Source organism: Hoyosella levis (genome assembly GCF_026008515.1).
GTDB classification, from domain to species: Bacteria; Actinomycetota; Actinomycetes; order Mycobacteriales; family Mycobacteriaceae; genus Lolliginicoccus; species Lolliginicoccus levis.
On sequence record NZ_BQYM01000008.1, the window covers coordinates 196,721 to 220,857 of the forward strand.

A 24,137-nucleotide genomic window follows, 5' to 3' on the forward strand; every position below is an offset into this window, starting at 1 on the left:
GGCAGCTCCGCGCGAACGGTGGCAGACAGCCGCGAAGGGTGGCGGGAATGTACCCCGGGGGCGAAACTACTCCGCCAGCCGCCGCCACACTCCCCCGCCAACCAAAATGCCCTGACCTGCATCAACAGGTCAGGGCATGGAGCGGAAGCGGAGGGATTTGAACCCCCGGTCGCTGTTAACGACGCTCGCTTTCAAGGCGAGTGCATTCGGCCGCTCTGCCACGCTTCCGTAGGCGATCCTATCGAACTGGTGGGAGCGGGGGCGAATCGTTCAGTCGTCGCCGTGTTGCTTGGCAATGACGTGGTTGTCGATCTTCTCGAAGATGTGGGCGAGCGAGTCGAGCTCGGTGTCGTCGAGGAGGTCGATGAAGTAGGAGCGCACGCTCGCGACGTGGTTGCGGGCCGCTTTCTTGAGTGCCTGGCGGCCCGCATCGGTGATGTAGGCGCACACTCCGCGCCCGTCCTCGGAGCAGGCCTCGCGCCGGATGAGGCCGACCGATTCCATGCGACGCGCCTGGTGGGTGAGCTTGCTGCGGGAGGCGACAATGCCGTCGGCGATCTCGCTCATGCGGAGCGCGCCGTTCGGTGATTCGGAAAGCAGCACGAGGATGCGGTAGTCAGCGATGGAGAGGGAATCACTGGTGGCGAGGTCACGGTTGAGGAGGCCGATGAGGCGCTGGCTGCCGTCTATGAAGGCGCGCCAGGCTCGTTGCTCGTTGGCATTGAGCCATTCGAAGCCACTATTGTCACTGTCCCCCATGGATCCCGCGTCCTCTCATTGATTCGTCCTGCGTGACACGTAAGAGAATAGTCATACCGCATAGGGACCCGCGTAATGGCTTACCGGTGAAGGACGCGCCGTCGCGCCTGCCGGGCGACTACCCTCATGATCATGCGTGCGATCACTATGTCCCGGCCCGGCGGTCCAGATGTCTTGCAGTGGGCGCGCGTGCCCGATGCGCGCCCGGAGCGTGGCGAAGTGCTGCTGCGGGTCGCGGCGACAGCGGTGAACCGGGCTGATCTGTTGCAGCGCGCGGGGCATTATCCGCCGCCCGAGGGAGCAAGCCCGATCCTCGGCCTCGAGTGCTCGGGCACGATCGTGGAGCTTGGCGAGGGCGTGCAGGGCTGGCGTGTCGGCGATGATGTGTGCGCGCTGCTCTCCGGCGGCGGCTACGCGGAGTTCGTGGCCGTTCCCGAGGCCCAGCTGATGCGCGTGCCCAAGGGCGTGGACCTGTACTCGGCGGCGAGCTTGCCGGAGGCTGCGTGCACGGTGTGGTCGAACCTCGGGATGCGCGCCGGCATGCACCGGGGCCAGACGCTGCTCATCCATGGCGGGGCGAGTGGCATCGGCACGCATGCGATCCAGGTGGCGCGCACGATGAACGTGCGGGTCGCGGTGACGGCCGGTTCCGCGGAGAAGCTTGCACTGTGCCGCGAGCTCGGTGCCCGCTACGTCATCAATTACAAGGAAGACGATTTCGTCGCCGAGATGGCCTATTACACAAAGGAATTCTCCCACCCGGGCGCGGATATCATCCTCGACATCATGGGCGCGAAGTATCTGGACCGGAATATCGATGCGCTGGGCATGGACGGGAAGATCGTCATCATCGGCCTGCAGGGCGGCCGCCGCGCGGAGATCGACCTAGCGAAGCTGCTGGCGAAGCGGGCCACGCTGACGGCAACGAACTTGCGGGGCCGCCCGGTGATGGGCGAGTCGAGCAAGGAGCAGATCATCCGGGAGACCGTTCGCTGCGTGTGGCCGATGATCGAGGCCGGGCTGGTGCGCCCAGTGATCCATGACGAGCTGCCGGTCACCGACGCGGCCAAGGCGCACGAGCTGCTCGATTCCGGGAACGTCGCGGGCAAGGTGCTGCTGCGCGTGAGCTGACACGCTGGCCGACTATTGCTGGCCGATTAGCGCGGGCGGGGCCGCGACCGCATCATGGTATGCATGACGGTTACGGACCATGACGGCATCGAGGTGCTCGGCACGAGCGACGACCACACCGATCCCGGGCCGCGCGAGACACCCTTGACGGACCTCGTGGAGCAGCCCGCCAAGGTCATGCGCATCGGAACGATGATCAAGCAGCTCCTCGAGGAAGTTCGCTCGGCACCGCTGGACGAGGCGAGCAGGTCGAGGCTGCGCGAGGTCCATGACTCATCGATCCGTGAGCTGCAGGATGGTCTCGCGCCCGAGCTGCGCGAGGAGCTAGACCGCTTGACGCTGCCGTTCAACGAGGATGTGGTGCCCTCGGACGCGGAGCTGCGCATCGCGCAGGCGCAGCTCGTGGGCTGGCTCGAGGGGGTATTCCACGGGATCCAGACAGCATTGTTCGCTCAGCAGATGGCGGCGCGGGCGCAGCTCGAGCAGATGCGCCAGGGAGCGCTGCCGCCGGGTATGAGCCTGGGCGGGCTGCAGGAGACCGATCCGCGCGTGCCTGAGGCGGGCGAGGCGCATCAGAACGGCCACGGCACGGGCCAATACCTGTAGGCGAGCGTCGTACCCAGCTCTGGCGGAAATTTGCTAGTCAATGTCACGTCCGCGGGCGCGTGTCGCAGCGTGTCGCGTGACATTGACGCGCAGATTTTGCGAGATGCACGCGGAGGCCACCACCGCGGGCAGGCCCCTACCCCCTGCCCACTATCCTCCTCGCCCCGCGCTTGACGAGGGGCGGCGCGAGGGCGCGGGCGCGATCGCGCAGGGGAACTGGCGGGTAGAGGGCGTCCGCGAGGTCGTTCTTGGCCCTAGCGAGCATCTCGACATCGGACGCAGCGAATCCGCCGGACGTGGGCCGCGGCACGGCCTGGGGATCGTCGTCGACGTGCAGCAACGTCCACCCAGAGCCGAGGTCGATGAGCGACTGGTGCTTGGTGTCGTAGTAGCCACGCTGGCCGCTGATGGCGATGCCCGATGCCCCTGCCGCAGCGGCGATGAGGTGCGGGTGGAAGCGGGTGCTGATCCACGTCTGGCCTGGGCTGGCGGGGAAACCGTTCCGCCAGATCTCGGTGAAGGGCACGAAGAGTGCCCCGCCGAGGCGGTCCGCGAGCTGGTCGAACACGACGCGGTCGGTGCCGGGGATGGCCTCGATGACGGCGATGTCGCTGCCGGGGGTGCCCCAGTGGTCGAGGAGCCCGCGAACGAGGGTGGCGAGCCGCTCAGCGCCGTCCTCGCTGCCGGTGAGGTCGGATTGCAGGCACAGCACCGTGCCGCGCCGCGCTGCCTCGGCCGCGGTGCCCGCGGTGGGCGCGGTGGGCAGTTCGAGCCAGGCGTCGTCGCCGGTGAGGATCGTGCCGTTGAAGCGCGTGGAGGGCTGGTCGCGCACGTCGAAGACGTCGAAGTGGCGGGTGGCGCCGGCGATGCGGCCGGCGTCCTCAGCGGGCATGAGCCCTTGCCCGGTGGCGTAGAGGCGCGCCCCGGAGCGTTGCTGGGCGGACTTCGCGATGTCGAGCAGGTTGTAGTGGTGGGGCCACATCGCGTTGAGGTAGCCACCCCCGAGCAGGTGGATGCTGGAGGCGCGGGCGAGCAGCTCGATGCCGTCGACGATGAGGCAGGCGCGGCCCGGTTCCGCGACGACATGGGCGAGGAAGTCCTCGGCCTGCGCGGGCTCCCGCTTGCTGGCCTCGGAGGCGAGCCGCCAGGCGGTGTCGACGAACATCACATTGGGGTGCAGGCCGTGGAGGAGGATCGATGCCTGGCCGGGGGTGTGGCAGTCGAGCACGACGAGCGAGCGCGGGCGGCGGCGCGCGAGGTAGCGCAGCCACTGCGCGGCGATCAGCTCATCGCCGTAGTTGGGGTGACCACTGGGCGCGATGAGGTAGACGACATCCTGGCCCATGTCCGGTTTTGGCATGCGACAACCATTACTGCTCAACAGGTCCGGCGCAAATACTGTTGCTGGCCGTGTCCCCCGGTCGAGGCTATCGGCGCGGCATCCGCGCGCTGGGACGGGGAGCACGACTAGGCTTGTCTCCCGTGCCCGACTCAGCAACACAGCCCAGCGGAGGCCACGGCGAGCCGACCGCCCATGCCCTGCAGGTAGAGGTGCATGAGATCACCTCCGATTCGCGCACGATGCGCCGCGCGATCGAGGACCTGCGCACCGGCCTGGCCCAGCGCGAGCTCTGGTGGGTGCTGGGCTGGCAGGACATCAAGCAGCGGTATCGACGCTCGGTGATCGGCCCGTTCTGGATCACTATCGCCACCGGCGTGCAGGCCGTCGCCATGGGCCTGCTGTACTCGGTGCTGCTCGAGGTCGACCTGCGCATGTTCCTGCCGCACGTCACGGTGGGGCTGATCGTGTGGGCGATGATCCAGGGCGCCATCATCGACGGCGCCGAGGTGTTCATCAAGAACGAGGGGCTGATCAAGTTCCTGCCGTCGGCGCTGAGCGTGCATGTCTACCGGCTGACCTGGCGGTTGCTGCTGTTCTTCGCGCACAACATGCTGATCTACCTGATCATGCTGGCAGTGTTCCGGCCGCCGCTGGGGTGGCATAGCCTGCTGGCGTTCCCCGCGCTAGTGCTGCTGGTGCTGAACGTGCTGTGGGTGATCATGTTCTTCGGGATCCTCGCCACCCGCTACCGCGACATCTATCCGATCCTCAACAGCCTGACGTTGCTGATGTTCTTCATGACGCCGATCGTGTGGACCACCGAGGGGCTGATCAACCGGGGCGGGGAGGCTGCTGATCGCGCGCGGCTAGTGGAGATCAACCCGCTGTTCCACTACCTGGAGATCATCCGGGCGCCCATGCTCGGCAACCACGTGGACCTGTACCACTGGGTGATCGTGCTGGGATTCACCGTCGTTGGCTGGGGCATGACCCTGCTGGCGATGCGCAACTATCGCGCCCGCGTGGCGTACTGGGTCTGAGGGAGGAACAGCGTGAGCGAGGTCAGGATCGACACCGCCGGGGCGTATGTGGACTTCCCCATCTTCGACGCGAAGACACGATCTTTGAAGAAGGCCGTGCTCGGCAGGGCCGGCGGCGCGATGAAGCGCAACAACTCCAACGTGATGGTCGTCGAGGCCCTGCAGGACATCACCATGTCGCTGCGCGAGGGCGACCGGGTAGGGCTCGTCGGGCACAACGGGGCAGGCAAGTCGACGCTGCTGCGACTGCTCGCCGGGATCTATGAGCCCACGCGCGGCAAGGCCCGCGTCCAGGGGCGAGTGGCGCCGATCTTCGACCTCGGCGTCGGCATGGATCCGGAGATCTCCGGCTACGAGAACATCATCATCCGTGGGCTGTTCCTCGGCATGACCCGCAAGCAAATGCTGGACCGCATGGACGAGATCGCCGACTTCACCGAGCTCGGCGACTACCTGAACATGCCGCTGCGCACCTACTCGACCGGCATGCGGGTGCGGGTGGCGATGGGCGTGGTCACGAGCATCGAGCCGGAGATCCTGCTGCTCGACGAGGGCATCGGCGCGGTCGACGCGGAGTTCATGCGCAAGGCCCGCCGCAAGCTGGAGGAGCTGGTCTCGCGGTCGGGGATCCTGGTCTTCGCCAGCCACTCCGACGAGTTCCTCGCGCAGCTCTGCGATACCGCCATGTGGATCGACCATGGCACCATCCGGGAGCGCGGCAGCATCAAGGACGTGCTCACTCACTACAAGGGGCCGGAGGCGGCCCAGATCGTCGACAAGGTCCGGGCCGATATGGCCATCGAGGACAAGCGCGACGGGATCGAGGAGCACCTGTGACCGAACGCATCATTGCCGTGGTGGTCACACACCTCAGGCGCGAGCTGCTCGCTGCCTCCCTCAACGTGGTGGCAAGCCAGGATCGGCCGGTGGATCACCTGATCGTGGTGGACAACGCCAACGAGCCCGAGGTGCGCGAGCTCGTCGAGTCCCAGCCCATCGAGACCACCTACCTGGGCTCGCAGCGCAACCTCGGCGGCGCGGGAGGATTCGCCCTCGGGATGCTGCACGCGCTGGCCCTCGGCGCGGACTGGGTGTGGCTCGCCGACGACGATGGACGGCCCGAGGGGCCCGCCGTGCTGGCCACCCTGCTCGATTGCGCGGAGCGGAACGGGCTATCCGAGGTATCGCCGGTGGTGTGCAACATCGACGAGCCCGATCGGCTGGCGTTCCCGCTGCGCCGCGGCCTGGTGTGGCGGCGCTGGCGGCACGAGCTCGGCGACGAGGACCTGCTGCCCGGCATCGCGTCGCTGTTCAACGGCGCGCTGTTCTCCGCCGCCGCCCTCGAATCAGTGGGCGTGCCCGACCTGCGCCTCTTCGTCCGCGGCGACGAGGTGGATGTGCACCGCCGCCTCGTGCGATCCGGCCTGCCGTTCGGCACCTGCCTGCAGGCCGCGTACCTGCATCCCGATGGATCCGACGAGTTCAAGCCGATCCTGGGCGGGCGCATGCACACCCAGTACCCGGACAACGAGACCAAGCGATACTTCACCTATCGCAATCGTGGCTACCTGCTCTCGCAGCCGGGGATGCGCAAGCTGCTACTCCAGGAGTGGGTGCGGTTCAGCTGGTACTTCCTGGTGAGCAAGCGCGACGTCGCGGGCTGGCGCGAATGGAACCGGCTGCGCAAGCTCGGGCGCGAGGAGCAGTTCCGGCGGCCTTAGCGTGTTTGCCGGGCCGGGCCGGGCCGGGTGCCGCGCCAGGTGCCAGGTTCCGGGCCGGGCAAAAGCACGGGAAACCGTCAAACGCGATAGAAACGGTCCTGGGTTTTCTGCGGCTTCTATCGCGTTTGGCGCTGCGCAAGGTCCAGTTGTGGCCAGGCGGGCTGCAACGACCGGCAGCCTCGAAGCCCCTACCCCGCTCGCCCGTAGACGCGGCCGCGCAGCAACTTCTCGAACGGCCCTTGCTTGCCGCCGCGCTCCAGCCAGTACGCCCATGCCGCGATGATCACCCACACGGCGATGGCGTAGGCAGCCATGCTGGCGCTGTGCAGGTGCTCGCCCAGGCCGAGGCCCCAGGCGGCGAGGATCGGCGCGCACAGGATGGATTGCGCCAGGTAGCAGGACAGGGATCGCTTGCCGACGGCAGTGATGGCGGTGCCGACCATGCCCAGGGGCGCCCGTGGTTGCAGCCAGTGCCCGAGCAGCCCGAACAGGGCGACATAGCCGACCCCGCCGGCGAGTCCGGTGCTGAGCTGTACCAGTTCGATCGCGCCGCGCATCGTCTCGGTCGGCTCCCACGCACCGAGCTTCGCTGATGCCGCGAACGCGCCACCGGCCCACCCCGTCGCGATGCCCGTGATGGCGGTGATGCGCAGGAGCCGCAGGTGCTGGCCCGGCTGCTCGAGGATGCGATGGCGTGCCGCCCAGATGCCGAGCAGGATCGCGATGGGGACGGCGAGGCTGACGATTCCCTGGAGAATGCTCAGAATGCCCCAGAAGACAACGCGCGTCACTGCCGTAGCGAAGTAGTCCGACTCGCCATTCGCGGCTTCGATGATGAAGTACGGGTTGAAGGATTCAGTCGGCTGGTCCGCGGGCGGCACCATTTGCGCGGTGACCAGAGCCGTCACGGTCAGGAGGATCAGGATGCCGCCACCGATCGCGCTCCACAGCAGCAAGGTCCGATCAGCGCGGCGGAGAAACAACCACACCAGGATGAGCCCGACCAGCCCGTAGGCGCCGAGGATGTCGCCGAACCACAGCAGCAGCGCATGCACGAAGCCAAAGACGACCAACCACAGGTTGCGGCGCTGGAGCAGGGCGCGCGCGGCCCGCTCGGAGGTTCCCGCGGCGAGCTGCCGCTGATAGAGCATGACGATGCCATAGCCGAAGAGGAACGCGAACATCGGATAGACGCGCAGGTCAACAGTCGTGATGATGACGGCCTGCGTCACTTGATCCAGGGTTGACCCCCCGGGAGGATGCGCAGCGAGCCGATCCCCCTCGCGCCCCCAGAGGTACCACGGGGTGTTCGCGATGGCGATGAGCAGCAGCATGAAGCCGCGGGCGAGGTCAGGGGCGAGCGCTCGTTCGCCGGTGCGGGCGGGACCGCGCGCGAGATCCTTTGCCATGACGGCTCCTCCCGGTTTTGCGACAGATTGTCGCGCCTGCCGGGAGTATATCGACGCCCCCGGCCCACGGCATCCGCACGCGCGATCGCCTGCTGGCGTGGATCCGTTCCACACGGACGATGTGATGATCGCCGCATGTCAACGGCCAATCCACCAGGTAGCTGGCCAGCGAATGACCGGCAGAGCGCAACCTACAGAAAGGATCACTCCTGTGACCCGTCCAGCAATACTCAATGGCAAGTCCACCGGCCAGATCATCGCCGGTGTCTTTGGTGCCGTGTTCCTTCTCGTCGGGATCCTCGGGTTCATCCCCGGCATCACCACCAACTATGACAACCTCGCCTTCGCCGGCCATGGCCATGGCACCGAGCACGCCCAGCTGCTCGGCATCTTCGCCGTCTCCGTGCTGCACAACATCGTGCACCTGCTGTTCGGCGTGGTCGGTCTCGTCCTGGCCCGCACCGCGGCCGGTGCCCGCTGGTTCCTCCTCGCCGGCGGTGCCGTCTACCTCGTGCTGTGGATCTACGGCCTGGTCATCGACCTGGACAGCGACTTCAACTTCGTCGGCCTCAACACCGCTGACAACTGGTTGCACTTCGTGCTCGGCGCCGTGATGGTCGGTGCGGGCATTGCCGCCACCAAGCTGGACAAGGCCACAAGCTGACCCAGCAGGACTCGACCGGGGCCCCTCGCATGATCTGCGTGGGGCCCCGGTCGTGCCACTCCTAGTTCGGTACCGCGATGCCCAGGTCGGACAGCAGCGCCGCGAGCTGGGCCGCGGTCCTGCGGGGGCTGAACCGGTCCTCGTACAGCGCTCGCATCCGTTGCCCCGACTCCCGGATGCGCTCCGGCTCGAGAAGGCCCGAGAGCTCGCCCTGATCCTCCCAGTCCCGCACCGCGAGAATCGCGTCGCGGGCGTACTCACTGATCGCAGGGGTAGGTGTAGCCAGCACGGCGCAGCCCGCGACCGCCGCGTCCACGAGCTTCGCTGGCAGTTGCGAGGCCGTGATGGCTACGTCCTCCTCCGAGGGGATGACCAGCACATCGATCAACGCGTAGGCCTCAGGGAGCGGGGTGTCCGGATCGATGAGGGTCCAGCGGTCGGCAACATCGCCGGGGATCGACACCCCGTGCTGGCGGTAGATCACCCCGTGGATGCGCGGATCATGCCGAGTCAGGGCGATCAAGCGGTCGAGACGCTTGTGCTGGCGGACCGTGCCCAGGAATCCGGCACGGATGCGATCGGCAGTGGCACTGGTACCCGTCGGGCCATCGGGGAAGTTCTCCCGCGTGTGCGGAATGATGCGCGTGGGGCAGCGGGAGTCGCCATACTGCCGCGCGAGCACGCCCGCGAGATGCTCGCTGACCGCGGTCACGGCATCCGCTCGCTCAAGCACGGCCCGCTGGCTGCGCGCTGTGCCCGATGGGCTGTGCTTGATCAGGGGAAACAGCAGGATCTTGCCGAGAACGCCCTGATCGCGCACGGCGTCGGAAAGCGCCCGCTCATCGTCGCTGAAGTCCGCGATCACCACGGCGGATGATCCTTCGAGCGCACTCGCGATGCGGTCGAGCGGCCATCGCCCCTTGCACAGCCACACCACCACCGGGCGGTCCCGCGCATCCCTGTCGATGCGCCGGGCAAGATCGTCGATCTCTTTCTTCCCGAACACGTGAACATCGAAGGGGTACTTCGAGGCACCGACCCACAGGGCACCGGTGCGGAACGCGTGGATCTCGACGTCGGCGATCTCGCGCGCGGCGAGCCCGTGGCTCAGGGCCCTGGTGAGCGAGTTGTTCGATGACGAGAACCCGACGATGTGGACCTTCAGGCCCCGCGGATCGTTCATGGGGCGAATCCCTCCTGCCATGCCAGCCGCGGCGAAGTCGCCGCTGCCAGCGGACTCTGCCACAACCCCCGGCGCGACACTCCGCACAAAGCTCCGCAACCTGCCACAACGTTACAAAAGCGGCAGAATGCCCGATATGGCACAAGGACCGGCTGCCAGGACGCATCGGCTCGCGAAGCAGGAGGCATCGATCACCATGTTCGCTACCAGGATCCTCATCCTTGGATGCGGCGGCTACATCGGCAGCCACCTCCTTGACCGCTTGCTCGCCATCCCCGGGATGCAGGTGACGGGGTGGGATGTCTCGTCCGCGAAGATCGAGAACCACCTCGCGCATCCAGGATTCGAGTTCCACCGCGCGCACCTGTCGAGCCCCGAGGCGATCGCCGCGCTCGAGCCACACATCGCCCGTGCGGACGTCGTCATGAACCTCGCCGCGATCTGCAACCCCGCCGAGTACGTCACCAACCCCTTGCGGGTGCTGCACTCCAACTTGTTCGACACCTACCAGGTGCCCGTGCTGTGCGCCAAGCATCGGAAGTGGCTGATCCATTTCTCCACCAGCGAGGTGTATGGACGCACCATCGCGAGCTACCTGCCGGGCAACACCTACGACGATCCCGACCTCTATGAGCTGCGCGAAGACTCCACGCCCCTGATCATGGGACCGATCTCCAACCTGCGCTGGACCTACGCATCAGCGAAGCAGGTGATGGAGCGATTGATCCACGCCTACAACGACGAGACCGGCATGCCCTACACCATCGTGCGGCCGCTGAACTTCTTCGGACCACGCATGGACTACCTGCCCGGCCACGACGGCGAGGGCACGCCACGGGTGCTCGCCTCCTTCATGTCCGCCCTCATCGATGGCACTCCCATGCAGCTCGTCGATGGCGGCGGCGCGCGACGCACTATCATCTCCATCGAGGATGCCGTCGACGCGCTCATGCTGATGCTCGACAACCCCGACGGCGCGCAGAACCAGATCTTCAACATCGGCAACCCCAGCAACGAGGTCACCATGCGCGAGCTCGCCGAGCTGATGCGCAGGATCTACGCCGACATCACCGGTGACGACAGCTACCGGAACCACCCCATCGAATCCATCTCCTCCCTCGACTTCTACGGTCCCGGCTACGAGGACTGCGACCGGCGCATGCCCAGCATCGAAAACGCCAAGCGCCAGCTCGGCTGGACTCCCCGCAAGAACCTCCCCGACCTGCTCCGCGAGACCATGACGGCATTTCACCAGCAGTACGTCGCGCAGGGCGGCTAGCTGGGGCGGGCTTCCTGGCGACCTTCCTGCCGACAAAAGCCTATGAAACGCTACGATTCGCCCCGTTTCCGGCCACATTCCGTTGAGTCTCATAGGCCTTTGCCGCGAGCCTCCCGCTGCGCCCCGCGCTACCCCTCGTACTGCTGCTCGGTGGCGTCCTTGACGGGCTTCCACCAGTCGGCGTTGTCGCGGTACCAGTCGATGGTGGCGGCGAGACCGTCGCGGAAGTCGCGGTAGTGCGGTTGCCAGCCGAGCTCGGTGCGCAGGCGGGTGGCGTCGATGGCGTAGCGCATGTCGTGGCCGGGACGGTCGGTGACGTGCTCCACCTCGTCGAAGGTGTGGCCCATGAGGTCGAGGATGTCGGCGATGACGTCCTTGTTGGATTTCTCGCCGTCCGCGCCGATGAGGTAGGTCTCCCCTAGCTTGCCGTGGTCGATGATCATCCACACGGCCCGGTTGTGGTCGTCGACGTGGATCCAGTCGCGCACGTTCTCGCCCGCGCCGTACAGCTTGATGGGACGCCCGGTGAGGAGGTTGGTGATCTGCCGCGGGATGAACTTCTCCACGTGCTGGTAGGGCCCGTAGTTGTTGGAGCAGTTGGAGATCGTGGCGGCCACCCCGAACGAGCGCACCCACGCCCGCACCAGCAGGTCAGCCGAAGCCTTCGACGACGAGTACGGGCTCGATGGCCGATACGGCGTGGCCTCGCTGAAGCGCTCAGGATCGTCGAGCTCGAGGTCCCCGAACACCTCGTCGGTGGAGATGTGATGCAGCCGCGCCCCGTGCTTCCGCACCGCCTCGAGCAGCACGAACGTCCCCATGATGTTGGTGTGGATGAACGGCTCCGGTGATCGCAGCGAGTTGTCGTTGTGCGACTCGGCCGCGAAATGCACCACCAGATCGTGGCGGGCAACCAGCTCATCGACCAGCGCCGCGTCCGCGACATCGCCCTGCACGAGCTCCACTTGGTCCGCCACTGGCGCTAGCGATTCCCAACGGCCGGCATAGGTCAGCTTGTCCAGCACCGTCACCCGCGCATCCGGGCGCTCCCGCACCGTCAGGTGCACGAAGTTCGCACCAATGAACCCCGCCCCGCCCGTCACGAGAACCCGCACGCTCAACCCACCTTCGCCAACAACCGGAACGATGTCCCTACAGCCTAGGTCGGCTCGAACATCCTCGGGCCCGCCGCCCAGTACTACGTGGGTGACTCCCCCGAAGTGTGCGGTTTTGCACCCTCCCAAGCTCTCCGAAGGGTGCAAAACCGCACACTTCCGAGGAATCCAGCGCACACACCCCCAGCAAACCGGACATCCCACGCTTCGCCCTGCGCCCCACCGCGCCCACGGCTAGCGTGTTGCTCACAGTGTGTCTCGTTGGCGGGAAGATGGCTGGAGGGCGGTCGGGGTGCTGGAAGTTGATTCGGTCAGCAAGCGTTTCGGGAAGGTAGTGGCGCTCGATGGAGTGTCGTTCTCGGTGGACGCAGGCCAGTTGTTCGGGTTCGTGGGCTCGAACGGCGCGGGGAAGACAACGACGATGCGCATCATCCTGGGGGTGCTGGCCTCGGATGCGGGGTCGGTGAGGATCAATGGCTCGCCGGTGGATCTAGCTGTGCGGCAGCGGATCGGCTACATGCCGGAGGAGCGGGGCTTGTACCCGAAGATGCGGGTCGGTGAGCAGCTGGTCTACCTGGCACGGTTGCATGGCTTGCCGCCCGGTGATGCGTCGTTGGCGATGGAGCGGTGGACGGAGCGCCTGGGCCTGGCGGACAAGCGCGCGATGGAGCTGCAGGCGTTGAGCCTGGGCAACCAGCAGCGAGTGCAGCTCGCGGCGGCGCTGGTGCATGATCCGTCAGTGCTGGTGCTGGATGAGCCGTTCTCGGGGCTGGATCCGGTGGCGGTGGATGTGATGACGGAGGTCTTGCGGGAGAAGGCCGCGGAGGGAGTGCCGGTGGTGTTCTCGAGCCATCAGCTGGAGCTGGTACAGCGGTTGTGCGACCGGGTCGGGATCATCAAGGAGGGCCGGATGCGCGCGGTGGGTCCGGTGGAGGAGCTGCGGTCGCGCGGCGGCCGGATGCTGGAGCTGGTGGTGCCCGAGGCGCCGCCGGGCTGGGTACCTCGCGTGGAGGGCGTTCAGCTGGTGAGCGAAACCGATGGTGTGGTGGTGCTGGAGCTGGAGCCTGGGGTTGACGATCAGGCGGTGCTGCGCGCGGCGCTGGGAACCGGCCGGGTGGAGCGGTTCGCGTCGCATGTGCCGTCGTTGGCGGATCTGTACAGGGAGGTCGTGGCGGCATGAGCGGTGGCAGGAGTGGCAGTTCCGGTGGTTCAGCGGTTTTCCTGGTAGCCCTGCGCGAGTTCCGGGCACAGGTGCGCACGAAGTCCTTCGTGGTGGGCAACATCATCACGCTGGTGATCATCGTCGGCGGCCTGGTGGCGTTCTCGATCTTCCGGGGCGATGGAGAGCCGGAGCCGACCGTTGTGGCGGTGGCGCCGGGCATGTCGGTGGAGTCGGAAGCTGTCGAGGGTGCGGGCGAGGCGCTCGGGGTGCTCGTCGAGGCCCGGGACGCCGCGAGCGTCGAGGAGGCGCGGTCCTGGGTGGACGAGGAGGATGCCGGGGTGGCGTTGCTGGGCCGCGATGGCACTGTCCTTAGTGCCTACAGCGTGGAGCCGCTGGAGCCACCCATGGTCGCGGTGCTGGAGTCCGCCGCGGGCGCGCTGGCCATGGATGCAGCTCTGGAGTCACAGGGCGTGGATGCCAGTGAGTTCGCGGCGGATGCTGCGGCGGGGGTCGACGTGGAGGTTGCTGATCCGCCGGATTCGGACGCCACGCAGCAGACCATCATCGCCGGCGTCGTGCTGTACCTGCTGACGGGCCTGGTTTTCGGTTTCGGCATGTACGTCGCGATGGGCGTCGTGGAGGAGAAGTCGAGCAGGGTGGTCGAGATCCTGTTGTCGACGATCAAGCCTTTGCAGTTGCTGTGGGGCAAGGTGCTGGGCATCGGCGCGGCGGGGCTGCTGCAGGTTCTCACCTACGCTGCCGTGGGCCTGGTGGTCGCGAGCCTCACGGGGTTGCTCTCGGTCTCCGGCGGAGAGATCGCCACGTTCGCCTCGCTGGTGGTGTGGGCGATCCTGGGCTACTTGTTCTTCGCCCTGCTGTACGCCGCGGCCGGATCTCTGGTGTCCCGCCAGGAGGAGGTCCAGTCGGTGCAGGCCCCGGTGATCATGGTCATGTTCGCGTGCCTGGGCGCGAGCGTCGTGAACCTGTCCAATCCTGGAGGGACGCTGGCTGTGGTCACGGCGTGGCTGCCCCCGTTCTCCGCGTTCGCGATGCCGATCCGGGTCGCCACGGGCGAGGCATCGGCCATCGAGATCGCAGGATCGCTCGTCCTCATGGTGCTGGCGTGCGCGGGGATCTCGCTGCTCGCTGCGCGCATCTACAGCAACTCGGTGCTGCGCATGGGCGCGCGGATCCCGTGGCGGGAGGCCCTCCGGCGATAGGGGTGCGGCGCGCTCGCGGGCTGGCTTGCATCCGGCCTCGAACCTGACAGTATTGCGGCATGCGCGGAATAATCCTGGCAGGCGGCACCGGTTCGCGATTGCATCCGATCACTCTCGGCGCGAGCAAGCAATTGCTTCCGGTGTACGACAAGCCGATGATCTATTATCCGCTTTCGACGCTCATGCTCGCCGGAATTCGTGACATCCTGATCATTACGACACCGCATGATCGGGAGCAGTTCGAGCGCCTGCTCGGCGACGGCAGCCAGTTCGGCATTTCGATCACCTACAAGGTGCAGCAGGAGCCAAAAGGCCTGGCCCAGGCGTTCACTCTCGGCGCCGATCACATCGGCAATGGCCCCGTGGCCCTGATCCTTGGTGACAACATTTTCTACGGCCCCGGGACCGGAACCAGCCTCGCTCGGTTCTCGACGGTCACTGGCGGCTCGGTATTCGGTTACTGGGTTTCCAATCCCCGCTCCTACGGGGTTATCGAGTTCGATGAGAATGGCCGTGCTGTTTCCCTAGAGGAGAAGCCCGCGCGCCCGAAATCGAACTACGCCATCCCTGGCCTGTATTTCTACGACAATGACGTTGTGGAGATCGCGCGGGAGCTCAAGCCATCGCCGCGCGGCGAGCTCGAGATCACCGACGTGAACCTCGAGTACATGCACGCCGGGCGCCTGACGGTGGAGAAGCTCGGACGCGGCACCGCTTGGCTCGATACCGGCACCTTTGACTCCTTGCTCGAGGCCTCGAACTTCGTGCGCACGATCGAGCACCGGCAGGGCCTCAAGATCAGCGCGCCCGAGGAAGTCGCCTGGCGCTGCGGCTATATCACCGAGGATGAGCTGATCGAGCGGGCCCAGCCGCTTGTGAAATCCGGATACGGCCAGTACTTGATCGACCTGATGCACCGGGAGCTTGCAGATGGAATTTCGTGAACTCAGCATCGCGGGCGCGTGGGAGATCACGCCTCGCCTCTTCGGCGACCACCGTGGCTCGTTCCATGAATGGTTCAAGCAGGAAGCGTTCGAGAAAGCGACCGGGCGCCGGTTCAGCCTCGAGCAGGCCAATATGTCCACCTCCGCCGAGGGCGCGCTCCGCGGCATCCACTTCGCGGACGTGCCACCCGGACAGGCCAAGTACGTCAAGTGCGTCAGCGGTGCCGTCCTCGACGTGGTGGTCGACGTCCGCGTTGGCTCCCCCACCTTCGGGCAATGGGACAGCGTGCTGCTCGACGACCTCTCGCACCGTGCCATCTACCTCGACGTTGGCCTCGGGCACGGATTCTTCGCGCTCAGCGAGACCGCCACCGTCGCGTACCTCGTCACCAGCGGCTACAACCCCTCGGCCGAGCATGGCGTCGATCCCCGCGACCCTGCCATCGGCATCGACTGGCCACGCCTTGGCCATACCGGCCGCCCGCTCGATCCGGTCCTTTCCGACAAGGACAAGGCCGCGCCGACCCTGCAGGAAGCGCTCGACGCCGGGATCCTGCCTCGGTTCCAGGGGTAGCCCGCCCCCTCCCCCGCTAGTGGATGCGGAAGATCACGACGCGCTGGACGATGAAGTTGATGACGGTGGCGATGCCCTGCGCGATGACGAACGCGATGGTCATGACGATGAGCTCGTTCCAGCGGTCCTCGAGCGTGTAGTAGATCAGCGCGCTGATCCCGACCTGGAGGACGAAGGTGAGGCCGTAGAGGGCGACGACGGCAGCGAAGCGCTTGTTGCTGTGCTCGGCCTTGAAGGTCCAGCGCCGGTTGATCATGTAGGCGGTGGTGGTGCCGAGGATGAAGCTGATGGCCTTGGCTACCTCGAAGGGGAGGCCGAGGAAGCGGAGGATCAAGAGGCTGCCGAAGTCGACGATGGCGGAGAGCCCGCCGGTGACGCCGAACCGGATGATCTGGGTCTTGAGGTCGACGTCCGCTGTGCTGACGTATTCGTCGAGGGGCAGCTCGACGGGCAGGGGCACCTCGTGGTGCTGCTCGGGGGGCTGATGCGGCTGTCGGGTCACCGGTTGAGCCTATCGCGGCGCGCCAGGTTGCGGGGCGCGCGTCGCCGCACATTGCGCAGCTAACGCCGTTAGCCTAGCATTGTAGCTAACACCATTAGCCATGGAGGCATCATGCGCGTCATCCTCGCCACGTCGGCCCTCGTCGCGACCGTCCTCGCCGCAGCGCTCGGCAGCTACCTCTACACCTACGTCACCAAGCCCGGCATCGAGACGGCCATCACCATCGACGCCCCGCCCGAAGCAGTGTGGGCCACGCTCACCGATTTCGAGGCCTACGCGCAGTGGAACCCCTTCATCACCTCCTCGGCTGGCACCGCCACCACCGGCACACGCCTGCGCAACACCCTCGACAACAACGGGTCCGCGATGACGTTCGAGCCCCGCATCACCGTCGCGGAGCCAGCCCAGGAGCTCCGCTGGATCGGGCGCTTCCTCGCCCCCGGCATCGTCGACGGCGAGCACTACTTCGTCCTCGAGGCGCTGCCTGGCGGCCAGACGCGGCTCGTGCAGGGCGAGCAGTTCCGCGGCGCACTCGTGCCCCTCGCCGGCAACTCGCTCGATGTGCGAGATGGCTTCGACGCCATGAACCGTGCCTTGAAGGAGCGCGTCGAGCAGCAGGCGGCCCGCTCGTGACGCACGCTCCAGCGCAGATGACCCCACCGCTCTCCCCCCGCGCTCGCGAGATCGCCGACACTGCCCATGCGATCCTCGATGCCCACGGCTGGGAGGAGGTCACCATGCGCGCGCTGGCCGCCGAGCTCGGCATCAAGGCTCCGTCGCTGTACAAGCACTTCACCAGCCGCGACGCCATCCGCGCCGTGCTGATCGCCGATGCGCTGCACCAGTCCGGCCTTGCCCTGCACGCCGCCACGGGCTCGGTCCACGAGCTGCTCGCCGCCTACCGCGCCCAGGCCACGGCGCGCCCGCACCTCTACCGGCTCGCCACGAGCGGGGAACTCCCCCGCGACCAGCTGCCCGAAGGCCTGGAGGACTGGGCAGGCACACCGTTCTTCCTCGTCACCGGTGATCCCCTGACAGCGCAGGCATTGTGGTCGTTCGCGCATGGCACCACCATGCTCGAGCTGGACAATCGCTACCCGCCGGGGTCGGACCTCGACGCGCTCTGGGCCACCGGCGCCCGCACCTTCACGCCGGCCATCACACCGGCGGCAACGCCACGAACCGCACCGAACCCGGCTGTCCACCCACCCGAAGCGGCGCGGGGCGAGTAATCTCTACCGTGATGTCCACGACCACGAATTCCGGGGCCCCGGGCTTCTCGCCGGAGCTGCCCACGCAGACGCGCACCCTCACAGGCTGGGCACGTACCGCGCCCACTACCGCCGAGGTCCTCTCGACGCCCGATATCGAGCTGATCGCCAAGGCAGTTCGCATGGCGAGCGAGAAGGCCGAAGACGCCCCGTCCTACCTCAAGCGCGGCATCATCGCGCGCGGGCTCGGACGCTCCTATGGCGATCCGGCCCAGAACGGTGGCGGACTCGTCATCGACATGAATCCGCTGAACTCGATCCATTCGATCGACGCGGACACCCAGCTCGTTGACGTCGACGCCGGGGTGAACCTCGACCAGCTGATGAAGGCGGCGCTGCCGTTCGGCCTGTGGGTGCCCGTGCTTCCCGGCACCCGGCAGGTCACCGTCGGCGGCGCGATCGGCTCCGACATCCACGGCAAGAACCATCACAGCGCGGGCAGCTTCGGCAACCACGTCGTCTCGCTGGACCTGCTGACCGCCGACGGGCAGATCCGCACGATCACCCCGCATGGCAAGGACGCGGAGCTGTTCTGGGCGACCGTGGGCGGGCAGGGCCTCACCGGCATCATCCTGCGCGCCGTCATCAAGATGACCCCTACGGAGACGGCGTACTTCATCGCGGACGGCGACCGCACCCGCGATCTCGACGAGACGATCGCCCTGCACAGCGATGGCAGCGAGGAGCACTACGACTACTCGTCGGGCTGGTTCGACGCGATCTCCAAGGGGCCCAAGCTCGGCCGCGCGGCGATCTCGCGCGGGTCGCTGGCGAAGTTCGATCAGCTGCCCAAGAAGCTGCAGAAGGACCCGCTGAAGTTCGACGCGCCGACGCTGATGACGCTGCCCGATATCTTCCCCAACGGCATGGGCAACAAGCTCACCTTCGGGATGCTCGGCGAGCTGTGGTACCAGAAGTCCGGCACCTACCGGAACAAGATCCAGAACCTGACGCAGTTCTACCACCCCCTCGACCTGTTCGGGGAATGGAACCGCGCCTACGGCGATGTGGGCTTCCTGCAGTACCAGTTCATCGTGCCGATCAGTGCCGTCGACGAGTTCCGCCGCATCATCCACGACATCGCCCACAGCGGGCACTACTCGTTCCTCAACGTGTTCAAGCGCTTCGGCCCCGGCAACGACGCTCCCCTGTCGTTCCCCATGCCTGGCTGGAACATCTGCGTGGACTTCCCCATCAAGCCGGGCCTGCACGAGCTCGTCCGCGACCTCGACCGCCGGGTCCTCGAGATGGGTGGCCGCCTCTACCTCGCGAAGGACTCCCGCACCAGCGCCGAGACCTTCCATGCCATGTACCCGCGGATCGATGAGTGGATCAAGGTCCGCCGCTCCGTGGACCCCAATGGTGTCTTTGTCTCCGATCTCGCCAGAAGGCTGGAACTCCTGTGATTGATGCTGTAGGCAACCCCAACACGATCCTGCTGCTCGGCGGCACCTCCGACATCGCCCTCGCGGTGGCCGATGAGTACCTGACGGCGGGCCCGCTGCGCGTGATCGTTGCCGCCCGCCCCTCCGACCGCCGCGATGATGCGGCCACCCGGCTGCGACAGGCCGGCGCGACGGTCACCCTCGTTGATTTCGACGCGCTCGAGACGAGCAGCCACCAGAAGGCCCTCGACGAGGCGTTCAGCGGCCATGATGTCGACGTCGCGATCGTCGCGTTCGGGCTGCTCGGTGATGCCGAGGAGCTGTGGCAGAACCAGGACGAGGCCGTCAAGCTCGCCACCGTCAACTACACCGCCGCCGTCTCCGCCGGAGTGATCCTCGGCGAGAAGATGAAGGCCCAGGGCCACGGCCGCATCATCGCGTTCTCCTCCGTCGCCGGGGAGCGCGTGCGCCGCTCCAACTTCGTCTACGGCTCCTCCAAAGCTGGGTTCGATGGCTTCTACCTCGGCCTCGGCGAGGCCTTGCGACCACAAGGCGTCTTCGTCACCGTCGTGCGCCCCGGCATGGTGCGCACCAAGATGACCGACGGCATGGACGAGGCACCCATGACCATCACCGCCGATGAGGTCGCCCGCATCGCCGTCAAGGCATCCCGCAAGGGCAAGGAACTGGTGTGGGCGCCCGCGGCATACCGCTACGTGATGTCCGCGCTGCGGCACGTGCCGCGCCCGCTGTTCCGCAAGCTGCCCATCTAGGCTCGCGCCCTCCGCTGGGCAAAAGCACCGGAAACCGCACCAGCACACGAGGTTTATCTATCGCGTCTACCAGTTTCCGGTGCTTTTGCCGTCGGGGCACCTTGGCCACCGGGCCCTGCACCGTGCGCCTTCCGCCGCTGTGAGCACTTCCTGACTGCGGCGTAACGCTCGGGTAGTCGCCGTGACACTGACGGCGACGAGCCTGGACGCATGTCGATCACTCCACGGTTCCTGCAGGGCGCCTTCCCCGTCGCGGGCGAGGTGGTCATCGATCGCGGGCGGGTGGTCGCATGACAGCCAGGAAGCTGCTCGTCATCGGCAATGGCATGGCGGGCGCGCGGGCGGTGGAGGAGATCATCTCCCGCGGCGGCCGGGACCTGTTCGACATCACGATGATCGGTGATGAGCCGTACGGCAACTACAACCGCATCATGTTGTCGCATGTGCTGGCGGGGGAAGCCACGATCGACGACGATGATCTGCTGCTGAACCCGATGAGCTGGTACCGGGAGAACGGTGTCACCCTGCACGCGGGGGATCGCGCGGTGCGGATCGACCGGTTCGCCAAGCAGGTGGAGTGCGAGAGCGGTCGTGTCGTCGGCTACGACGTGCTGGTGATCGCGACCGGATCGTCGAGCTTCTTCCCGAACATCGACGGCCTGCGTGGCACCGACGGGCACCTGCTCAAGGGCGTGTTCGGCTTCCGCAATATCGAGGACACCAACGGGATGCTGCAGCTCGCGCATTCCCGCGACAAGACGCACGCCGTGGTGATCGGTGGTGGCCTGCTGGGGCTCGAGGCGGCGTATGGGCTGCGCACCCAGGGCCTCGAGGTGGAGGTGGTGCATTCGCCCGGGCACCTGATGAACCAGCAGCTCGACGAGCGCGGGGGCCGGGTGCTGCGCAAGGAGATCGAGAAGCTTGGCATCCGGGTGCATACCGGGGCCCGCACCACCGCGGTGCTGCGGGACGGCACGGGCAACATCACGGGCGTGGAGTTCGCGGATGGGTCGCGCCTCGATGCGGACATGGTGGTGGTGGCCGCGGGCATCCGTCCCAGCACGGCGCTGGCGCAGTCCGCGGGCCTGGTGGTGGAGCGGGGCGTGGTCGTGGATGACCAGATGCGCTGCGAGGACGAGTCGGCGATCTTCGCGGTCGGTGAGTGCGTGCAGCACCGCGGCGAGGTGTATGGGCTGGTGGCGCCGGTGTGGGAGCAGTCGGTGGTGCTCGCCGATGTGGTGACCGGCGCCGATCCGCGGGCTGCCTACCTTGGCTCGCGGATCACGACGAAGCTGAAGGTGGCGGGCATCGATGTCGCCGCGATGGGCGTGAAGGGCCCGGAGCGCGAGGATGACGAGTTCGTCCAGTTCTACGAGCCCAGCACGGGCGTGTACAAGAGCGTGGTGGTGCGCGAGGGCAAGCTGATCGGGGCGATGCTGCTCGGGGACGTTAGCAAGATCGGGTTCCTCAGCCAGGCCTTCGACGACAAGGTGGAGCTGCCCGAGGAACGCATCAGCATGCTGTTCGACCTCGGTGGACCGTCGCCGGGCCAGGGCGCCGCCGATCTCGCTGATGATGCCCAGGTGTGCAACTGCAATGGCGTGACGAAGGGCGCGATCGTCTCCTGCGTCGAGCAGGGCGCGAAGTCACTCACCGATGTCATGGCGAGGACCCGGGCGGGCAAGGGCTGCGGCTCCTGCAAGGCCTTGGTCGGCGAGGTGGTTGCCTGCGCCGCCGGGGGCGCGCTGGAGTCCGATCCCGCCGCGGACTGGTATGTGCCGTGCATCCCGCTGTCCAAGCCGGACCTGATCGCCGAGGTCCGCGCCCGTGATCTGCGTGCCGTCTCGCAAGTCTTCGCCGAGCTCGCCGAGGGAGGCCGGGAGGACGCTGCGGCCAAGATGCCGCTCGCCTCGCTGCTGCGAACGGTGTGGGGCCCGGACTGGGTCGATGAGCGGGGCGCGCTGTTCATCAACGATCGCGTGCACGCCAACATCCAGCGCGATGGCACGTTCTCGGTGGTGCCACAGATGAAGGGCGGCGTGACCACGCCCGAGCAGCTCCGGAAGATCGCCGACGTCGCCGAGAAGTACAGCGTGCCGATGGTCAAGGTCACCGGCGGGCAGCGCATCGACCTGCTCGGCATCAAGAAGGAGGACCTGCCGAAGGTGTGGGGCGATCTGGGCATGCCGTCCGGATTCGCCTATGGCAAGTCCATGCGGACAGTGAAGACCTGCGTGGGCAGCGACTTCTGCCGCTACGGCCTCGACGACTCCACCGCGCTCGGCATCCGCATGGAGGAACGCCTGCAGGGCCTGGAATGCCCCGCGAAGCTGAAGATGGCGGTGGCCGGCTGCCCCCGCAACTGCTCCGAGGCGCTGTGCAAGGACCTCGGTGTGGTGGCGGTCGGTGATGGTCGCTGGGAGATCTATATCGGCGGGGCCGCGGGCGCCCACATCCGCAAGGGCGACCTGCTCGCCACGGTCGGCTCGGCCGACGAGGTGCTGCAGCTCGCCGGGCGGTTCGTGCAGTACTACCGGGAGAACGGCAAATGGCTGGAGCGCACCTATGACTTCGTGCCCCGCATCGGGCTCGACGCGCTGCGCGCCGTGCTGATCGAGGACAGCGACGGCATCGCGGCAGGTCTCGACGCGCGCCTGCAGGAGTCCGTGGAGGGCTACCGCGATCCGTGGCTCGAGCGGACCGAGCCCCGCTCGCCCGCGCAGTTCGCGCCAGCGCTGCCGCTGCTGCCGCTGCCCCAGGTGCCGGTCCGATGAGCACCCGCCACGCGATCCCGGTCGGCCCGGTCACCGACCTCACGCCCGGCGAGGGGCGCGCCTACGTTGTCGAGGGCCAGCAGATCGCAGTCTTCCTGCTGCCCGATGGCACCGTTCGCGCCACCGCCGCGGTCTGCCCGCACAAGGGCGGGCCGCTCGCCGACGGCCAGCTCGACAACTCCGTGGTGGTATGCCCGCTCCACCAGTACGGATTCTCGCTCGCCACCGGTGAATGCACCTCCGGCGACGTCGCGCCCGTCACCGTGCACCACGCCGAGGTGCGCGACGGAACGATCCTCGTCACCGTGTGACTGCCCGCGGAGCGCGGCCACGGGATTGCCGTGCCCCGCGGTCGCCCGCTCCGTAGACTGGAGCGGATGGCACGGCCCGGCCGGGCTGGCTTCCGCGAACGATACGAGGAGGGACACCATGACCTCACGCGCATCCTCGTCCGACAGCTTTGACGCTTCCGAGGCTGACCGGATCGAGCAGGCCACCCCGGTGAGCCCCGAGGACGATGACACCCAGGACACGGGCTCCCGCACCATGGAGGCGAACGAGGCCGATCTCGCGGAACAGCTCCAGGAGGTCCCCGATGACGACGACTACCCGCGCGAGTAGGCGTCCTCGCTAGCCCTGGAATACCCCTGACGATCCCCGACACGCCCCGGCCAGCCATGGCCGGGGCTTCGTCGTGCACGAGGTCCGAATACCATCAGTTCCCGTGGCAACAAAAAGGGATGCGCGCACTGTTCGTATGGCTCGCCTGGTAGCGGTGATCACCGGCCTCGCCGGCTTCATCCTCGCCATCGCCACCCCGCTGATGCCCGTCGCCCAGACCACCTCCACCCTGAGCTGGCCCCAGGACTCCCAGGCCACCGACGTCGAAGCGCCCCTGATCTCCTACCTCCCCCAGGCCCTCGACGCCACCATCCCCTGCCAGGCCTTCGCCGAGCTGCCCGACGACGGCGGCATCGTCGCCGCCACCATCCCGCCCGGCGCGCCCGACGCCACCCGCTTCGGCATGCAGGTCCGCGCCACCCCCACCGACGCCCAGGTCGTGTCGCGCAACGCGGTGGTGTGGTCGGCGCCGCGCGATTCGATGGCGGAGTGCGAGTCGCTGCGCGTGGTGGTGACGAAGTCGGATATCGCGATCTCCACGACAGGCGGCGCCTCCCAGGCCGATCTCGTGCTGCCGGGGGCGCAGTTCATGCCGCAGGTGGTCGGTGTCTTCAGCGACCTCGCCACCACCCCCACCGGCCTGAACCTCACCATCGACATCG

General features: G+C 67.2%; 24 protein-coding genes, 1 tRNA gene and 1 pseudogene. 19 read left to right on the forward strand and 7 right to left on the reverse strand.

Annotated elements, in window-relative coordinates; genetic code table 11:
• Window positions 1–142: 142 nt before the first annotated feature.
• Both QC765_RS10760 and QC765_RS10765 read right to left on the reverse strand, forming a co-directional pair.
• A tRNA-Ser gene (locus QC765_RS10760) sits at window positions 143–228 on the reverse strand.
• Between the two features lie 42 nt (window positions 229–270).
• The gene (locus QC765_RS10765; RefSeq protein ID WP_278314428.1) at window positions 271–759 is read right to left on the reverse strand and encodes a MarR family winged helix-turn-helix transcriptional regulator; all 489 of its coding nucleotides are present in this window, start codon (window positions 757–759) and stop codon (window positions 271–273) included.
• Window positions 760–891: 132 nt separating this feature from the next.
• Here QC765_RS10765 and QC765_RS10770 point away from each other — a divergent pair, with 132 nt between their 5' ends.
• Window positions 892–1,890, forward strand: coding sequence for an NAD(P)H-quinone oxidoreductase (locus QC765_RS10770; protein ID WP_278314429.1), 999 nt, complete (start codon window positions 892–894; stop codon window positions 1,888–1,890).
• Between the two features lie 54 nt (window positions 1,891–1,944).
• Window positions 1,945–2,496: a bacterial proteasome activator family protein gene (locus QC765_RS10775; protein ID WP_278314430.1), complete on the forward strand. Its 552-nt coding sequence runs from the start codon at window positions 1,945–1,947 to the stop codon at window positions 2,494–2,496.
• Between the two features lie 136 nt (window positions 2,497–2,632).
• Here the strand turns inward: QC765_RS10775 and QC765_RS10780 are convergent, their stop codons facing one another.
• Entirely contained in the window at window positions 2,633–3,856 is a 1,224-nt protein-coding gene (locus QC765_RS10780; RefSeq protein ID WP_278314431.1) for a polysaccharide pyruvyl transferase family protein, read from the reverse strand.
• Window positions 3,857–4,035: 179 nt separating this feature from the next.
• Here QC765_RS10780 and wzm point away from each other — a divergent pair, with 179 nt between their 5' ends.
• The 3 genes from wzm to glfT1 are packed head-to-tail and all read left to right on the forward strand — an operon-like array spanning window position 4,036 to window position 6,599.
• Window positions 4,036–4,878, forward strand: a complete 843-nt coding sequence (gene wzm, locus QC765_RS10785; RefSeq protein WP_444979975.1) for a galactan export ABC transporter permease subunit Wzm/RfbD — start codon at window positions 4,036–4,038, stop codon at window positions 4,876–4,878.
• Window positions 4,879–4,890: 12 nt separating this feature from the next.
• Window positions 4,891–5,715 (forward strand): galactan export ABC transporter ATP-binding subunit Wzt/RfbE, encoded by an 825-nt coding sequence (wzt, locus tag QC765_RS10790; RefSeq protein WP_278314432.1) that lies wholly within the window; start codon window positions 4,891–4,893, stop codon window positions 5,713–5,715.
• Window positions 5,712–6,599 (forward strand): galactofuranosyltransferase GlfT1, encoded by an 888-nt coding sequence (gene glfT1, locus QC765_RS10795; protein ID WP_278314433.1) that lies wholly within the window; start codon window positions 5,712–5,714, stop codon window positions 6,597–6,599. The genes wzt and glfT1 overlap by 4 nt, the downstream gene beginning before the upstream one ends.
• 188 nt (window positions 6,600–6,787) lie before the next feature.
• Here the strand turns inward: glfT1 and QC765_RS10800 are convergent, their stop codons facing one another.
• Entirely contained in the window at window positions 6,788–8,008 is a 1,221-nt protein-coding gene (locus QC765_RS10800) for a DUF418 domain-containing protein (protein ID WP_278314434.1), read from the reverse strand.
• 211 nt (window positions 8,009–8,219) lie between these two features.
• Between QC765_RS10800 and QC765_RS10805 the strand changes: the two genes are divergently transcribed.
• Window positions 8,220–8,672, forward strand: coding sequence for a DUF4383 domain-containing protein (locus QC765_RS10805; protein ID WP_278314435.1), 453 nt, complete (start codon window positions 8,220–8,222; stop codon window positions 8,670–8,672).
• Window positions 8,673–8,733: 61 nt separating this feature from the next.
• On the opposite strand, the gene QC765_RS10810 is transcribed toward QC765_RS10805, so the two are convergent.
• Window positions 8,734–9,855 carry a glycosyltransferase family 4 protein gene (locus QC765_RS10810; RefSeq protein WP_278314436.1) on the reverse strand — a complete coding sequence of 374 codons (1,122 nt, stop codon included), beginning with the start codon at window positions 9,853–9,855 and terminating at the stop codon, window positions 8,734–8,736.
• Window positions 9,856–9,991: 136 nt separating this feature from the next.
• Here QC765_RS10810 and QC765_RS10815 point away from each other — a divergent pair, with 136 nt between their 5' ends.
• On the forward strand, window positions 9,992–11,134 hold the full coding sequence (locus QC765_RS10815) for an NAD-dependent epimerase/dehydratase family protein (RefSeq protein WP_278314437.1): 1,143 nt from the start codon (window positions 9,992–9,994) through the stop codon (window positions 11,132–11,134).
• Between the two features lie 128 nt (window positions 11,135–11,262).
• On the opposite strand, the gene rfbB is transcribed toward QC765_RS10815, so the two are convergent.
• Window positions 11,263–12,249, reverse strand: coding sequence for a dTDP-glucose 4,6-dehydratase (gene rfbB, locus QC765_RS10820; RefSeq protein WP_278314438.1), 987 nt, complete (start codon window positions 12,247–12,249; stop codon window positions 11,263–11,265).
• Window positions 12,250–12,541: 292 nt separating this feature from the next.
• On the opposite strand from rfbB, the gene QC765_RS10825 reads away from it, so the two are divergent.
• Genes QC765_RS10825 through rfbC form a run of 4 tightly spaced genes read left to right on the forward strand, consistent with a single transcriptional unit; the run spans window position 12,542 to window position 16,149 of the window.
• Complete coding sequence (locus QC765_RS10825; protein ID WP_278314439.1) at window positions 12,542–13,429, forward strand: ABC transporter ATP-binding protein; 888 nt, start codon at window positions 12,542–12,544, stop codon at window positions 13,427–13,429.
• Window positions 13,426–14,631 carry an ABC transporter permease gene (locus tag QC765_RS10830; RefSeq protein WP_278314440.1) on the forward strand — a complete coding sequence of 402 codons (1,206 nt, stop codon included), beginning with the start codon at window positions 13,426–13,428 and terminating at the stop codon, window positions 14,629–14,631. The genes QC765_RS10825 and QC765_RS10830 overlap by 4 nt, the downstream gene beginning before the upstream one ends.
• 59 nt (window positions 14,632–14,690) lie before the next feature.
• Window positions 14,691–15,575 carry a glucose-1-phosphate thymidylyltransferase RfbA gene (gene rfbA / locus QC765_RS10835; protein WP_278314441.1) on the forward strand — a complete coding sequence of 295 codons (885 nt, stop codon included), beginning with the start codon at window positions 14,691–14,693 and terminating at the stop codon, window positions 15,573–15,575.
• Window positions 15,562–16,149: a dTDP-4-dehydrorhamnose 3,5-epimerase gene (gene rfbC, locus QC765_RS10840; protein ID WP_278314442.1), complete on the forward strand. Its 588-nt coding sequence runs from the start codon at window positions 15,562–15,564 to the stop codon at window positions 16,147–16,149. The genes rfbA and rfbC overlap by 14 nt, the downstream gene beginning before the upstream one ends.
• A 16-nt stretch (window positions 16,150–16,165) precedes the next feature.
• Here the strand turns inward: rfbC and QC765_RS10845 are convergent, their stop codons facing one another.
• Window positions 16,166–16,651 carry a GtrA family protein gene (locus QC765_RS10845; protein WP_278314443.1) on the reverse strand — a complete coding sequence of 162 codons (486 nt, stop codon included), beginning with the start codon at window positions 16,649–16,651 and terminating at the stop codon, window positions 16,166–16,168.
• Between the two features lie 111 nt (window positions 16,652–16,762).
• Between QC765_RS10845 and QC765_RS10850 the strand changes: the two genes are divergently transcribed.
• The 8 genes and pseudogenes from QC765_RS10850 to QC765_RS10885 all read left to right on the forward strand — a co-directional run.
• Window positions 16,763–17,284 carry an SRPBCC domain-containing protein gene (locus QC765_RS10850; protein ID WP_278314444.1) on the forward strand — a complete coding sequence of 174 codons (522 nt, stop codon included), beginning with the start codon at window positions 16,763–16,765 and terminating at the stop codon, window positions 17,282–17,284.
• A complete protein-coding gene (locus QC765_RS10855) occupies window positions 17,281–17,883 on the forward strand; it encodes a TetR/AcrR family transcriptional regulator (RefSeq protein ID WP_278314445.1) in 603 nt (200 codons plus the stop codon). Before QC765_RS10850 ends, QC765_RS10855 begins: the two co-directional genes overlap by 4 nt.
• An 11-nt stretch (window positions 17,884–17,894) precedes the next feature.
• Window positions 17,895–19,328 carry a decaprenylphosphoryl-beta-D-ribose oxidase gene (gene dprE1, locus QC765_RS10860; protein ID WP_278314446.1) on the forward strand — a complete coding sequence of 478 codons (1,434 nt, stop codon included), beginning with the start codon at window positions 17,895–17,897 and terminating at the stop codon, window positions 19,326–19,328.
• Window positions 19,325–20,080 carry a decaprenylphospho-beta-D-erythro-pentofuranosid-2-ulose 2-reductase gene (gene dprE2 / locus QC765_RS10865; RefSeq protein ID WP_278314447.1) on the forward strand — a complete coding sequence of 252 codons (756 nt, stop codon included), beginning with the start codon at window positions 19,325–19,327 and terminating at the stop codon, window positions 20,078–20,080. The genes dprE1 and dprE2 overlap by 4 nt, the downstream gene beginning before the upstream one ends.
• 290 nt (window positions 20,081–20,370) lie before the next feature.
• Window positions 20,371–22,854, forward strand: a complete 2,484-nt coding sequence (gene nirB / locus QC765_RS10870) for a nitrite reductase large subunit NirB (RefSeq protein ID WP_278314448.1) — start codon at window positions 20,371–20,373, stop codon at window positions 22,852–22,854.
• A complete protein-coding gene (locus QC765_RS10875) occupies window positions 22,851–23,165 on the forward strand; it encodes a Rieske (2Fe-2S) protein (RefSeq protein WP_278314449.1) in 315 nt (104 codons plus the stop codon). The genes nirB and QC765_RS10875 overlap by 4 nt, the downstream gene beginning before the upstream one ends.
• On the forward strand, window positions 23,083–23,475 hold the full coding sequence (locus QC765_RS16525; RefSeq protein WP_507762903.1) for an Rv3202a family protein: 393 nt from the start codon (window positions 23,083–23,085) through the stop codon (window positions 23,473–23,475). The genes QC765_RS10875 and QC765_RS16525 overlap by 83 nt, the downstream gene beginning before the upstream one ends.
• A 136-nt stretch (window positions 23,476–23,611) precedes the next feature.
• Window positions 23,612–24,137 (forward strand): annotated as a pseudogene (locus tag QC765_RS10885) (arabinosyltransferase); the annotation flags it as partial.